Below are 14,002 nucleotides of genomic sequence, written 5' to 3' on the forward strand. Positions count from 1 at the left end.
TCTTTATCTAATGTCGACGTAGTCATCCCGGTCCAGTTTTCCCTCCTCAAAAGTCGGCATACGCTCTATCGTGTACACGGAACTTTCCATTAAAAAGAAAGCTAAAGGACAACCAGATCCTTCCCCTAAGCGCATATCCATTTGAAGCATCGGGGATAAGCCTAAATAATCCGAAACAATTTGATAGCCCGGTTCTGTAGAACAATGGGATGGGAAGCAATAGTCAACCACTTCTTTCTTTAACTGTGAAGCAATTAAGAGTCCTGTCAAAGAAATCAATCCATCAATGACACAAGGAAGTTGGTACTGGGCACAAGCTAAATAGGTGCCAACCATCCCCAACATGTCTAAGCCACCAACTTTGGAGACGAGATCGATGATATCACTAAAGGGAGCGTGATTGGTTACCGCTTCTTGAATGACAGCTGTTTTATGAGCCTTCATATCTTCCGTCACTCCAGCTCCGTATCCGGTTACCTTTTGGGCAGGAATTCCCAAAGTGGCAGCAATAACTGCTGCGGAAGTTGTGGTATTTCCAACCCCCATCTCTCCTGTTCCAAATAAGGTATAGCCCTGATTGATCTTTTCAACTGTTCTTCTATACCCAACTAAAATGGCTTCAATGGCTTGCTCTCGAGTCATGGCAGCTTCTTTTAGCATATTGCGAGTTCCATGTAACACATGGTCCGGGTTATCGGAATAAATTTGACGCTTACAACCAATATCAATGACACAAATATCAGACCCAGCATGTTCTGCAATATTACAAACCCCTGCTTTACCATTTCTGATATTATTGGCAACAATAAAGGTTGTTTCGATAGGATTTGAGGAAATTCCTTCTTCACAAATTCCATTATCCGCTACATAGATCATGACGATTTTTTTTGATAGCTGGATTTTGTTAGGAAACATCGCATATAGCTTGGCATACATTTTTTCCATTTTACCTAATGCACCCAGAGGTTTTGCTAAGCGATCACACACCTTTACCCCCTCTTCTAATGCTGTAGCATTAATAGGTACAATTTTATCTAGGATTTGATTTAATTCTTCTTGCCTATTCAAGGATCTCCTCCACCTTCTTTACCTGGAGCCCGTCGTATATAATCTTGCTTAGATTTCTGAGAGAATAATAGCTTGCTAAAGGATGATGAGACAGTCGTTCTTCTAACTCAGCCATGTGCATCAGTTGCTCTTCTGTCAGCAGAATACCAACAATACTACCACTATGGGCAACATTAACCCCTAGTAAACCTAATTCATTTACTAGGTCGATAATATCGTTTAAATAGGGTTTGGGTAGTCGTTTGTTATTCAACAAGGCACTTCTAGTCGCAACGGCGCCTAATAGCTGCACATTTTGCTTGTCACAAGCTATTTTAAAATCAGTCAATAATGTTTTTGATTGCTCAGCAGGATATAAGGGACTATCCGTCATTCTTATGAAACTCGTCGTATCAACAATTTGATCTGGCTCTAGAATGTATACATAAAGCTTTGGTTTCCACCATGTCTGCCATTGAATCGCACCATTAAGAGGATTCATCACGGTCCAGTCTGAAAATCCTACGGAGTCACTTGGTTCAATCTTTGAACAAAGACTTGTTAATAAGGGAACCGATACTTTTCCATGTTTATAGGCAGAATAAGCTCCTAAGATCGAAAGCATATCCGCTGTACTGCTAGAATAGCCCTTCCCAACAGAAATATCTGTTTGAAAAGTATAGTCAAAATCTATCTGATCTGTTAGTTCATTGATGACTTGCAGCATTTTAGGCCGCAACCCTTCTTTCATGACACCTGTTTGAGGGCCAATCACTACTTGACTTTTCTTTTCAATGCCATAAGACATCAAAAACTCTTCACCATCTACCACACATTGAAACAATTCTCCGCAAGAGCCTGGACAAGATGCTTTTACTGCCCCCATCACTCTTCTTTTCCTCCAAGAATCGCTTCCAAAGCAGCTAATAAACAGCTATTCTCCTCTCTACTACGAACCGCAATGCGGTAGTAATCACTCGTCAAATTGCGATAGTTCGCACAGGAGCGGATAAAAATGTCATGGCGCCATAATTCTTCACGTAAATCCTTAGATCCCGTATACTGAAAGAAAATATAATTGACACTTGGTTTTAGAACCCTTAATGCAGAAAAAGATTTCAAGGATTGATAAAGGAAGTCTTTCTCCTTCTGTAACCATTTTAAAGTTTGAGTTTGATAATCTCGATCCTTTAAAATCACCGGCAAGGCTTGAAGAGCCAATGCATTGATCGTCCATGGAGCCCGTCGTTCATTAATTTTTGCTAAACAAGGATGAATCCCTAGAGCGTAGCCTAAGCGTAAGCCTGGAATAGCGTAAAATTTCGTTAGAGAGCGAACGACAATCGCATTTGCAAAATCACTCAAGTACGGAACAAAACTATATGCTTCCTCGTCTTCTAAAAAGTCAATAAAAGCTTCATCTAGAATAAAATGAATATTCTGTTCCAGCAATTTTTTTCCGATTTCTAGCAAGTGACCAACTGGAGCAAGGGAGCCAGTTGGATTGTTAGGATTACACAATAGGACAACATCTCCAGCTTCCAATTGGTCTATATCGGATAATAGACCTTCCACAGTCCACGTAAAATGAGGAGCTGTTAAATGATGGTACAGAATTTCTGTCCCTTCTTGATGAAAAGCTTTTTCATATTCCATGAAGGTGGGACTTAAAATCAATAATCTCTTCGGCTTTAAGGTTTGAGCTAGTTCGTAAAATAAACCAACTGCACCATTTGACAAAAGGATTTCTAGATCTTGATTTCCATGATGCTCCCTCAGTAAATCCTTTTCATATTGGTTGGTGATATCCGGATATTCCGTAATTCTATCAATACTGTCCACTAAGACTTGGCGGAGGCTTGTAGAAACTCCAAGCGGATTGATATTGGCACTAAAATCAATCCACTTTTCAGAAGAATTCCCATTTTTTTCAGCTAATAGACGTCCATTCCCTCCGTGTTCAACAATCATACACATCTCCTTCTTGAAAGATAAAGTAGTCCTTTTAGATTATATCATGTTTACTCACTCTCAAGAAAGTCCTTTAAAGCATCGATTCCAGTATTCTCTGTTGAAGAAATTTCAAAAATCCGTTTCACACCTGCATCTAACAACTGCTTGCGCGCGAATTCTAATTGCTCCTCAGAGTCTACCAAATCAATTTTGCTAATGATTCCGATCACATCTTGGTTGAATAATGAAGAAAATCCTTGAGGAAAAGTTTGCATGGTCGAATTTCCTGCGATTAAGAGTCCAATGATTTCAGCTTCTGCTGCAGTCACTGTTAACGCATTGTAATACCGTCTATGCTGTAAAAATTCCCCTGGCGTATCAATAATACTATCATGGAATTGAACAGCCTGCGTTTTAAAATACTCAATATCTAATCCTTTTAACCGTTGGGTTAGCGTTGTTTTACCCACTCCAACAGAACCAACAAACATGATTTTCTTCATATATGTCCCCTATTTTTTAATTAACTGTGCCTCATCCGTTCCTAACTTAATTGTTTCACGGCTCTTGACCAAAACACCCTTGTTTTCATCACGACCTTGTAGGAAGTATTTAGCATCCTTACTATCATATGTATCTACTGCAGTCTGTGATAACAAGCCGATTCCTTTAGAAGGATCACGCAAAAGATTGAAGATAATACCAATTTGTAAACCATCAAAGTCTTTCAACATTGCGTAGTCCCCGTTACTATCTCCAGCGATTAAGATAGGATCTTGGTTGCCATGTTTATCTGCAATAAATTTCTTGATTGTTTTTGTTTTTCCTTCACCTTGTGTTTGGAAGTAGTCGTTATTGTATTCTGATTGAATCACACCAGAATCATTTTTAACAAGTTCCATTCCATACACATGGTCTTCCGTAATATTATAACCGAATTTATCCAGAGTAGCAAAAGGAACAATGACATCACGGAAGGAAGCAGAGACAACATAAACATCAATGCCGTTATCTTGAAGAGTCTTATAAAGATTTTGCATCTCTTTTACAGCACGGACACCACGTTTAAATTTGATTTCCACTTGACCAGCTTCGCCTTTCAAGCTTTCTGGACTTTCCCATGTTTCAAAAACCAAATCTTCTTTCAAAGCACGTTCAATTGATTTTTCAGATACCGCTTGAACTTCTTCAGATGTCATACCAGTAAACAAGTAAGTTACCCATGGATAAGAAATGTCTGAGCTGAAGGTTCCACCGATGGCTTCGTAAAGATAACGTAATTTAGCACTGAAATCTTTATATTCGTCTAATTTTTTTACTTCTTCGAGGCTCTTAGAACCCTTGAATTCTTTGTACTCATTATAAATCACAGTGTAATCAGAAACAATATCTTTGGCGATCTTATCAATATTAACAGGGTTTCCTTCCTTGTTGTTGTGATCTTCTGTGAAGTTGTCTTCTGGAATATTTGTACGAATCGCCTTATCCAACTCTTCTGGAGTCATCTTAAATTCCAAGTTTTCGATCTGATAAGTGAAGGTTGCTTCACCGATATCATTGATGACGGTTGTGTTATCCCAGTCAAATACAGCATATGGTTTTGCTGATTCATCATATTTTGAACTAGATTTGCCATTTTCTTTAATGACATTACTTAATTTCTTATATAGTTTGTCCTCCCACTGACCACGTTCAAGGACTTGATCTTCTTTCTTCACGCTTGTTTCCTGACTAGTTTTACTAGACTCAGTTGTTTTAGACGACTGAGAAGCCTGACAACCAACCATAAATAAGGCTAGACCACAAACTAAAAAGAGACGATGTTTCTTCATGAGAAAACCTCCAAAAAAAATTTTTAATTAGAAAAAAGGCAACAAAGAACCTATGATTTGAAACGGTTGCGCCATTGCAATCATAGGCCTCATTGCCTTTTATATTATTCCACACCCATTATACTAATTAGCTGATTGAATGTCAACCGAAAACGGTTACATTTTTCATTTGTTTGTAAAATTCTTTCATTTTATTGAAAGAAATATAAGAAACTATTTAACGACGATTACTAATATAATATAACTCCTTTTCGAATCCTACTTTCCTAGCTTTCAGAAAAGACATTTTCATTGTCTTCTCCTCTAAGCTCTGTTATACTTGGAGGAACAAAGAAAGGAGACATGCCAATGACATTGTCCAAAAAACTCACACTTTCTCTTGCCTCAATGGCAGTTCTTGGTCTTTTAGCAGCCTGCTCTAACCAGACAGCTCAAACACCTGCAAGCTCTGCTAGTCCCCAAAAGGTTTCTTCGAGTACTTCAAGCTCTAAAGGTTCACAAACGGCTAGCCAAGCTGAAAATCTAGACGGTACATACAAAGGGACTGATGAAAATGATCAGATCACTCTGACCCTGTCTGGTACGACGGGCACATGGGAAGAGGTTGAAAGGGATGGCGAGAGAGAAAGCAAGCCTGTAACCGTTCACGCTGACAATCATACTCTCACTGTGGGAGATGATCTCAAATATTACACACTTGAAGGCAATCAACTGACCATCGAAGATGATGATCGAGATCCTTCTGATACCATTGTATTAACGAAATAGCATAAAAAATCAGAGGTTAGGATGTTTATCCCAACCTCTATTTATTATCTTAATGGAACTGCATCCCACCATCCACGATGATGGTTTGTCCTGTAATGTAGTTTGAATCAGGACCAGCAAGGAAGCTAACCGCTGAAGCGACATCTTCGGGTTCTGACAAACGTTTGAGGGTAATATCTTTAGCGAAAGTTTGCATACCCCATTCGTCATCTTTACCAGCGTTCTTACCAACTTCATGAGCGATATCATACATCATTGGAGTCTTAACGATACCAGGTGCATACGCATTGACAGTAATACCTGAATCAGCCAAGTCACGTGCCAATGTTTGAGTGATACCACGAACTGCAAATTTAGTACCACCATAGACAGTCAAGTTAGGGTTACCTACAACACCTGCTTGTGAAGTTGCATTGATGATTTTTCCGCCATGGCCAAGCGCTTTGAATTGAGCTTGTGCTGCTTGAGCACCCCAGATGACACCACCAACGTTGATGGCAAAAGTACGTTCAAATTGTTCTTCTGTAATCGTATCAAGTGGTGTAGTTGGTGCAACACCAGCGTTGTTAACGACGACGTTTAAGTCTCCGAAATGATCCACAACTTTTTGGAAAGCTGCAGTCACTTCAGCTTGTTTAGAGACATCCGCAACAACCGCAAAAGCATTTTCTGCTGATAACTCAGCTACTGCTTTTTCTGCTGTTTCAGCATTGTAGTCTAAGACTCCGACCTTGAAGCCATCTTGTACCAATCGTTTTGCAATCGCAAAACCGATCCCTTGACCTGCACCTGTGACAATAGCTACTTTAGACATATGATTCCTCCTTGGTATCCCCGATACCAGCAAACGTTCATAAAAGAACAGCATAGGTTGACAGTCAGTTTTGTATGAATCTATTATAAGTTCCTTCCAAAACTATGCTAACAGTATACTCCTTTGTGAAAAAAGTGTCAAACTCTGGCCTGTTATTTTCTAAAGTAATTTACAATCTATCTTATCTTTATTTAGTAATAGATTAACTGATCAAATTAATTTTGAAAAGGGTTTTATATCTTGACAAAAACACTCATATTGCCTTTGTTTTGCGACTTATTTCATGCTACACTAATTATAAGAAAATCAAACAATAAGGAGGTCAAACAATGAAAGAATTCATGGATAAATTGAATAACCTACCTAAGCCAGTTCAATACATTATTGCGATCATTGTTTTCTTTATTGCGTTTTACATTTCTTATAGCTTGTTTTAAGTTAGAACGTACAAAGCTCTCTTTAGCTAATACAGTATTTTAAAAGAGAGTGGGACAGAAATCGGTAATTCATTAGAATTCGATTTCGTCGTCCCACCTCCGCACAGTTGAGTAGGGCTGTAAAAGCTGATGAAATCAGCGCAGTAGAGCCCACTCAACCACTGCGTCTTACTCGATAATCCAAAGACAATTGAGAGGCTAGGACTTTTGTGTCCCAGCCTCTTTCATTTTTTAAAACATTTTAAAGACTGCTACTGCAAGTACTGCACCGATGATTGGACCAACTACTGGGATCCAAGCGTAACCCCAGTCACCATCTCCTTTGTTAGGAATAGGAAGGAGGCTGTGCATGATACGAGGTCCTAGGTCACGAGCTGGGTTGAGAGCGTAGCCTGTAGTTCCACCGAGAGACAAACCAATCCCTACAATCAAGGTACCAACGGCAAAAGTACCGAGTCCTGCTTGAAGGTCATAAAGACCAAGTGCAAAGATAGTCAGAAGCAAGACAAAGGTTCCAAGGATTTCACTGATGACGTTTGAAGTAGTATCCTTAATAGCTGGACCAGTACTAAAGGTTGCAAGGATATTTCCAGGATTTTCTTCTGCTAGGTAATGCGGTTTGAACTGTAACCAAACAAGGACTTGCCCTACCATGGCTCCTGCGAATTGAGCAAGGATATAAGGAATCACAGATGCCCAAGCTAGCCCACCATTAAGGGCAACCCCAATTGTTACTGCAGGGTTCAAATGTGCTGGACTTAACTTGCCAGAGATAAAGGCTGCCACTGCAACCGCAATCCCCCAACCAAGGGTAATGACGATCCAACCTGAGTTGTGGCTTTTTGTTTTTGGAAGAACCACTCCTGCTACAACCCCATTCCCTAATAGAATCAGGATTAGAGTTCCTAAAAATTCACCAAATATTTCTTTCATATACGTTATTTCTCCATCAAAAAGAGGGGCCGGTCAGATATTCTTCTTTCCAACCCCTTTTTTGTTTTTCTTAGTTTTTTAATGCTGCCAAGTCATTGTTTTCCAAAGCGACTTGCAAGTCTTTGCGGTAGCCAACTTTTTCATCTTCTGACCATTCATAGAAGCGTCCCATTTCATCCAAAACGGGTTCGATCATCGCATCTAAGCTATCCCGCATGAAGAGCATGTGGTTTGTCCTACGAAGAAGGAAGTCAACTGGGCTAAGTGCCAATTCATTGCGCATTGCATAGTGAAGTGATAAGGTATCTGCTAGGCTCAATCCAGGTGCTTGTTCCACGCTATGAGCAAGGGCGAAGACCTTAGGTGCATTAGAACCGTATAGGTTAGCTAGGTAGTGAGCTTCCTTGCTATCCAAGCCACGAGATACGCCAAGTTGAGCAAAGGCTTCGATTTCAGAATCCACGTTCGTTGGGTTAATTTCTCCACCTGATACTGGGTAGGTCTTAGAGTTAATCAATTTGAACTGACGGTCGAACTCTTCCTTAAGAATGTTCAAGACACGCTCCATCGCTCCTTCAGCCATCTTACGGTAGTCTGTAATCTTACCACCAGCCAGGGTCAAAAGACCATTGTCATCGCGGTCTAAGCTTGATCCACGAGAAACAGCAGATGGATCCAAATGTTTTTCAGAAGTGCTACCTTCCAAGTGGCTGATTGCTGATTCAACATCTTCACGCGATTTTTCTTTAGAAAGATAGCCTTCAACTGTTGCAATCAAAGCATTAAAGCTCTCATCACTGATAGTGCCGTTGTTTCCACCATTGTAGTCAGAAGCACTGTTTCCTGAGATCAAGGGACGAAGACCAGCCCAGCTACTTTCGATATCATCGATGGTGATGTGAGCTTCTGGGAAGCGGTTATTCACGATTCCTAACAAGTAGTCGACATCTTCTTGAGTTACTATTGGATGCTCTAAGTCGCCAGTGTAGTCCGTGTCAGTCGTTCCGAAGTAGGTTTTGTTTTCACGTGGCAAGACGAAGACCATACGACCGTCTCCAAGACCAGTATCGAAGTAGACTGGTTGAGAAACCTTAATCTTGCTAGAATCCACGACCAAGTGAACACCCTTGGTTGGACGCATTTGTGAATGCTGCTCTCCATTATTTGAGAGATTACGCACTTTATCGCTCCAAGGTCCAGTTGTATTAATCACCAAACGAGCCTTGATTTCAAAGACTTCATCAGTCAAGAGATCACGCGCCACTACACCTGTGATCTTGCCAGATTCATCAAAGAGGAATCCTTCTGCTTTTACGTGGTTGGCAATGAGGGCTCCATCTTGGTTGGCACGTTTGATATTTTCAATCACCAAACGAGCATCGTTGTTACGGAAGTCTAGGTAGACCCCACCACCGACAAGACCTTCTTGTTTCAACTCAGGCTCCCGAGCCAACACTTCTTCCTTGGTCAAGACCTTGTTGGCAGCTGGTGTATTGCTGACGCCTGCCAAGAGGTCATAGAGGTCCATGGCTACCTTGAGACGGAAGAGGCTAAAAGTTGCCCCATCTTCATCATAGACTGGTAAGAGCATTGGGTCTGGTTTTGGAATATGAGGAGCAATTTGTTGAACTACTGCACGTTCTGATACCGTATCTGATACCACTTCTACGTCAAATTGTTTGAGGTAACGAAGTCCACCGTGGACCAATTTTGTTGAACGGCTTGATGTCCCTTCCGCAAAGTCCTGCATTTCAATCAAACCTGTTTCAAGACCACTTGCTGCTGCCTGCAAGGCTACCCCAGCACCTGTGATCCCTCCCCCGATAATCAAAAGATCCAGGGTGCGTTCTTGCATTTTCTTAATCGATAATTCACGAGTTTTCTTTGAAAATTCCATCATTCTTCACTTTCTATCCTACTGGACTCTTGACTAGTCTTCAATTTCTGCAAAGAGTTGGGTAGCTTTAACAGCTTTCTTCCATCCCTTGTAGAGTTGTTCTTTACGAGATTCGTTCATAGAAGGCTCGAAGAGTTCACCAGTTGCATTGAGTTCTTTCAATTCATCCAGGTCTTTCCAGTAGCCGACAGATAGACCTGCAAGGAAGGCTGCCCCTAAAGCAGTTGTTTCCAAGTTTTTAGCACGAGCGATATCAATACCGAGAATATCCGCTTGGAACTGCATCAAGAAGTTATTCATAGCTGCACCACCGTCCACTTTAAGGACTTGAATAGCCGTCTTGGCATCAACTTGCATGGTATCAATGATATCCCGTACTTGATAAGCAATGGATTGAAGAGTCGCTTTGATAAAGTCTTCTTTGGTTGTTCCACGAGTCAAGCCAAAGACCGAACCACGAGCATTTTGATTCCAGTATGGTGCTCCTAGACCTGTAAAGGCTGGTACTACATAGACTTCATCGTTGTTGTGAGAATCACGCGCATATTGTTCAGATTCAGGTGAGTTTTCCACCATACGAAGACCATCACGAAGCCATTGAATGGCACTACCCGCGATAAAGATAGATCCTTCTAAGGCATAGTATACTTTCCCGTTAATTCCATATCCAATGGTAGTTAGCAAGTTATTTTCAGATAGCTGCATCTCTTCACCTGTATTCATGATGATGAAAGATCCAGTACCATAAGTATTTTTGACCATACCTGGTTCAAAGGCCAACTGTCCAAAGAGGGCTGCTTGTTGGTCACCCGCCATACCTGAGATAGGAACTTCTCCACCGTAGAAATGGAAAGGAGCTGTTTTCCCATAGATTTCAGAGTTTGAACGCACTTCTGGAAGCATAGCCTTAGGAATATTGAGGATTTCCAAGATCTCATCGTCCCATTTTAGGTCTTTGATATTGTAGAGCATGGTACGAGCAGCATTTGAATAGTCTGTTACGTGAGAAGCTCCGTCTGTCAACTTCCAAACCAACCAAGTATCGATGGTTCCAAAGAGCAATTCTCCTTTTTCAGCACGTTCTTGTGCTCCTTCTACATGGTCCAAGATCCAGCGAATCTTAGTTGCTGAGAAGTAGGCATCAATGACCAAACCTGTTTTTTGGTGGAATTTTTCGATATAACCTTGGCTCTTAAGCTGTTCAGCTAAAGGAGCTGTTTGGCGAGACTGCCAGACAATGGCATTGTAGATTGGAAGTCCAGTATTCTTATCCCAAACAACGGTTGTTTCCCGTTGGTTAGTAATTCCGATAGCTTCGATTTGTCCTGGTTTGATGCCACTCTCGATAAAGGCACCAGCGATAACAGACTGAACAGAATTCCAGATTTCATTTGGATTGTGTTCAACCCAACCAGCTTGAGGGAAAATTTGCGTGAACTCTTTTTGACTTGAGCTTACTTTTTCTCCTTTTTTATTAAAAATGATGGCTCTAGAACTTGTTGTTCCTTGATCAATGGCCATAATGTATTTTTCTTGTGACATGAACTGTCCTCCTGGGAAAAGAAATATTCTTTAGGAGATGTACTCCTTACAATCTCTAGTATACAAAATAAATCGCTTTCATGATCATCATTTTTTTTTAAAATTTAAAAAAATATGAGGAGCGTCTCTTGAATCGCTTGAGCCAGAAGAGATTTCCACACTTCTGTTATATTAAATTTCCAGACAAATCTAAGCAATTTCCAGCAAAAAAAGAGAGTGGGAGAGAAATCGGCAATTCGTTAGAATTCGATTTCGTCGTCCCACCTCCGCACAGTTGAGTAGGGCTGTAAAAGCTGATGAAATCAGCGTAGTAGAGCCCACTCAACCACTGCGTCTTGCTCTACAATTCAAAGACAATTGAGAGGCTAGGACTTTTATCCCAGCCTCTCTTCTGACATACTAAGTATTGGTATCCCCATAGATCATCTGGCGAATATTGGCTAGATCAATTAGATCTAGGTCATATTTCAAATAATAGACAGGAATCCGCTGGGTATGGCTAATAGGATTGTTGGTCACAATCAAATCGTAATCTGAAGCTGGATCAAAGGCTTCAATGGTAATAAAACGATTGTACTCTAAGTAGCGCTTGAGGACTTCTGTCATCCGTGTATAGCCTAAATAGCCCACTGTTAAGTCTAAGCCGATCTTAATTTGTCTCCCACTATTTTCTGCGATATAATCCATTAACTGGAGCCACTCCCACTTGATTTTTTTATCCAGAGTTGTCCCTTGGCAAAAGATCGGAAGTTTGCTAAAGATAGTGTCTGCTACTTCTCTATAATCATAACTACTAAAGACATAAGGATTGTGGCTTTCAAGTTGGTACTTATACTTGTCTTGAAGAAGGTAGCCTGTAAAAAGATAGACCTGTCCACAAATTTGGCTTAATTCATAGGTCACAGGGCCTTCGATATAATCCCCTAATAACTTCTGCGTTTTCATCTCTTGAATGAGTTGCGTTGTCAAATTACCAATCTCTCCCCCAAATCCTAAGATGTACTCCATAGTATGAAGCGGGAGGATCCGATGGGTTACAAGGAAAGCAAAGAGGACTAACATCTCTCCATCTTCATGGCTAAGAGCGATGTGTTTCCCAGAAAAGAACTGGTTTACCCGACGAAACAAGCGTTGGTAAAAAATATTGTCCGTATAGCCCTTCATCTTCTGTTCAATTTCTTGAAACTGACAGGCATTGACCTTAAGTCGTTGCTGGCTAATGTGGGACCAGAGAACAAAATCCAAGCGTTGGCCTTGAGACAACTGGGCACCACAGAGCTCTTCTAAGGTTTCAATTTCGGTTTGTCTTTCTTTCTTGGCAAGTTCTTGTTTCCAGTCTTCACTAGCCCAAACCTTTCGTAGCAAGCCAAAATAAAAATAACGAATTTTATGTTCAGGACCCTTGAGGCGCCCATTGTGGATGGAAAATTGAAACTCAGCTAATAATTTGTTTAAGACCGAAATATGTCGCCCTAATGTCGCTTCACTAATCAAGAGCTCCTGAGCTAATTGTTGAGCTTGAAATTGACCATGATAAAGCAAATAGATCAATAGTTGGTACTTGATAGCATTGTCCAAAAAAGCCCGTCGAATGTCACGCCCCTTTGTATCCGAACCCACAAGAAGGCGAAGATTTTCATCTTCTAGTTCAATGGAAAGGGCCAGTTGATTCTCTTTGGCCTTGTCATTGATCAGTGCAAGATATTTGTTCAAGGTTGCTTTGGAAAAATCTGTCTCCGCCATCACTTCTGACAGACTGCTTGGAGAATGTTGCTGCAGATGAGACAGGATTAAAAACTGCCCACCCTCACTTTTTTCCATTAAATCAGCTAAATGCATTTTCAGAAAACCCTTCCATTATTCTATCTTTAGAGTACCATAATTTGGCCAAAAGAAAAAACAATCTGTTTCTATCCTCGTCAGCAAGAGAAAAAAGAGCCTAAGGCTCTTCCTAGTATTTCAAATGCTTATCAAGATCTGCTTTAATCCAACCGATTTAAGAATTCCATGGTCGGACTGTTCTGGTAAAGTTCTTTGAGAGGAATCTTATGATAGGCAGAAATCTCTTCCGATGTCACACCGTAACGAATCAAGAGATCATAAATACGATTTAAATCATGACGTAATTCATCCGTAATGAGGACATTATCGCTCGTTTCTTTTGTTTTCCAATAATAAGATGGCAGAACTTCCTTGGTTTCTATTAAAATAGTTTGCAATAAAGTTCCGCCATGACTATCCTTCTGAGAGATATCTGCTCCAAGTTCTAACATTTTTTTAAAAACCTTGAAGGATTGGTCGGACTTTTCCTTAGACGAATACATCTCATATTGACCATTCCAACGTTTGATCATGCGCCTGCAGTCAAATACAGCTCTTCCACCGGCAGTTTGGATGACCGGTTGACAAAATGGATTCAGCTCTGTCGGTTCTTCAATAAAGTTAAGATCTGCCCCTCTATCAATGAGTAGGTCCGCAATATCTAAATGTCCCGATTTAATAGCGACTTGAAGAAGGGATTGGCCTTGATCTCTTTTAGGTTTGTCACCCGAAACAGCATTGACTTCTTCAGGCTTTTTATCCAATATCTGACGGACTCCTTCGATATCTCCTCTTCGCAATAACTGAAAAGTTTTTTGCATGGCCTTTTCTCCTTAAATGATCGATAATCCTATTTCTGAGTTCTTCGTTAAACTGATTATACCATTTTACAGACTTCTTTATGAAGTCCTATATGCTGGAATGCGTCATTAGCTAAAAAGTTTTATTTTATCACCAT

General features: G+C 40.5%; 12 protein-coding genes. 1 reads left to right on the forward strand and 11 read right to left on the reverse strand.

Features of this window, described 5'->3' with window-relative positions; genetic code table 11:
* Positions 1-3 precede the first annotated feature (3 nt).
* Genes cobT through QM968_RS01960 form a run of 5 tightly spaced genes read right to left on the reverse strand, consistent with a single transcriptional unit; the run spans position 4 to position 4,832 of the window.
* Positions 4-1,068, reverse strand: coding sequence for a nicotinate-nucleotide--dimethylbenzimidazole phosphoribosyltransferase (cobT, locus tag QM968_RS01940; RefSeq protein WP_414381799.1), 1,065 nt, complete (start codon positions 1,066-1,068; stop codon positions 4-6).
* Positions 1,061-1,933 carry a kinase gene (locus tag QM968_RS01945; RefSeq protein WP_414381802.1) on the reverse strand — a complete coding sequence of 291 codons (873 nt, stop codon included), beginning with the start codon at positions 1,931-1,933 and terminating at the stop codon, positions 1,061-1,063. The genes cobT and QM968_RS01945 overlap by 8 nt, the downstream gene beginning before the upstream one ends.
* Entirely contained in the window at positions 1,933-3,018 is a 1,086-nt protein-coding gene (gene cobD, locus QM968_RS01950; protein ID WP_414381804.1) for a threonine-phosphate decarboxylase CobD, read from the reverse strand. Before cobD ends, QM968_RS01945 begins: the two co-directional genes overlap by 1 nt.
* A 50-nt stretch (positions 3,019-3,068) precedes the next feature.
* Positions 3,069-3,503, reverse strand: a complete 435-nt coding sequence (locus QM968_RS01955) for a EutP/PduV family microcompartment system protein (RefSeq protein WP_003006866.1) — start codon at positions 3,501-3,503, stop codon at positions 3,069-3,071.
* A gap of 9 nt (positions 3,504-3,512) precedes the next feature.
* Positions 3,513-4,832 carry a haloacid dehalogenase-like hydrolase gene (locus tag QM968_RS01960; RefSeq protein ID WP_414381807.1) on the reverse strand — a complete coding sequence of 440 codons (1,320 nt, stop codon included), beginning with the start codon at positions 4,830-4,832 and terminating at the stop codon, positions 3,513-3,515.
* Positions 4,833-5,180: 348 nt separating this feature from the next.
* On the opposite strand from QM968_RS01960, the gene QM968_RS01965 reads away from it, so the two are divergent.
* Positions 5,181-5,600, forward strand: coding sequence for an SP_0198 family lipoprotein (locus QM968_RS01965; RefSeq protein WP_414381809.1), 420 nt, complete (start codon positions 5,181-5,183; stop codon positions 5,598-5,600).
* Positions 5,601-5,649: 49 nt separating this feature from the next.
* Here the strand turns inward: QM968_RS01965 and QM968_RS01970 are convergent, their stop codons facing one another.
* The 6 genes from QM968_RS01970 to QM968_RS01995 form a co-directional block, all read right to left on the reverse strand.
* Positions 5,650-6,414 carry a (S)-acetoin forming diacetyl reductase gene (locus tag QM968_RS01970; protein WP_414381811.1) on the reverse strand — a complete coding sequence of 255 codons (765 nt, stop codon included), beginning with the start codon at positions 6,412-6,414 and terminating at the stop codon, positions 5,650-5,652.
* Between the two features lie 668 nt (positions 6,415-7,082).
* A complete protein-coding gene (locus QM968_RS01975) occupies positions 7,083-7,784 on the reverse strand; it encodes an MIP/aquaporin family protein (RefSeq protein ID WP_414381814.1) in 702 nt (233 codons plus the stop codon).
* A gap of 70 nt (positions 7,785-7,854) precedes the next feature.
* Positions 7,855-9,681 (reverse strand): type 1 glycerol-3-phosphate oxidase, encoded by a 1,827-nt coding sequence (gene glpO / locus QM968_RS01980; protein ID WP_414382472.1) that lies wholly within the window; start codon positions 9,679-9,681, stop codon positions 7,855-7,857.
* Between the two features lie 33 nt (positions 9,682-9,714).
* Positions 9,715-11,223: a glycerol kinase GlpK gene (gene glpK / locus QM968_RS01985; protein ID WP_414381817.1), complete on the reverse strand. Its 1,509-nt coding sequence runs from the start codon at positions 11,221-11,223 to the stop codon at positions 9,715-9,717.
* 399 nt (positions 11,224-11,622) lie between these two features.
* Positions 11,623-13,062: a helix-turn-helix domain-containing protein gene (locus QM968_RS01990; protein ID WP_414381820.1), complete on the reverse strand. Its 1,440-nt coding sequence runs from the start codon at positions 13,060-13,062 to the stop codon at positions 11,623-11,625.
* Between the two features lie 143 nt (positions 13,063-13,205).
* Positions 13,206-13,865, reverse strand: a complete 660-nt coding sequence (locus QM968_RS01995) for an ankyrin repeat domain-containing protein (protein WP_414381823.1) — start codon at positions 13,863-13,865, stop codon at positions 13,206-13,208.
* Positions 13,866-14,002 lie beyond the last annotated feature (137 nt).

Source organism: Streptococcus sp. OMI870 (assembly GCF_047460295.1).
Classification (GTDB): domain Bacteria; phylum Bacillota; class Bacilli; order Lactobacillales; family Streptococcaceae; genus Streptococcus.

Coding starts and splice junctions, on each gene's coding strand:
- QM968_RS01945 (WP_414381802.1), bottom strand. CDS start 1,933: ATGGGGGCAGTAAAAGCATCTTGTCCAGGCTCTTGCGGAGAATTGTTT.
- cobD (WP_414381804.1), bottom strand. CDS start 3,018: ATGATTGTTGAACACGGAGGGAATGGACGTCTATTAGCTGAAAAAAAT.
- QM968_RS01955 (WP_003006866.1), bottom strand. CDS start 3,503: ATGAAGAAAATCATGTTTGTTGGTTCTGTTGGAGTGGGTAAAACAACG.
- QM968_RS01960 (WP_414381807.1), bottom strand. CDS start 4,832: ATGAAGAAACATCGTCTCTTTTTAGTTTGTGGTCTAGCCTTATTTATG.
- QM968_RS01965 (WP_414381809.1), top strand. CDS start 5,181: ATGACATTGTCCAAAAAACTCACACTTTCTCTTGCCTCAATGGCAGTT.
- QM968_RS01970 (WP_414381811.1), bottom strand. CDS start 6,414: ATGTCTAAAGTAGCTATTGTCACAGGTGCAGGTCAAGGGATCGGTTTT.
- QM968_RS01975 (WP_414381814.1), bottom strand. CDS start 7,784: ATGAAAGAAATATTTGGTGAATTTTTAGGAACTCTAATCCTGATTCTA.
- glpO (WP_414382472.1), bottom strand. CDS start 9,681: ATGGAATTTTCAAAGAAAACTCGTGAATTATCGATTAAGAAAATGCAA.
- glpK (WP_414381817.1), bottom strand. CDS start 11,223: ATGTCACAAGAAAAATACATTATGGCCATTGATCAAGGAACAACAAGT.
- QM968_RS01990 (WP_414381820.1), bottom strand. CDS start 13,062: ATGCATTTAGCTGATTTAATGGAAAAAAGTGAGGGTGGGCAGTTTTTA.
- QM968_RS01995 (WP_414381823.1), bottom strand. CDS start 13,865: ATGCAAAAAACTTTTCAGTTATTGCGAAGAGGAGATATCGAAGGAGTC.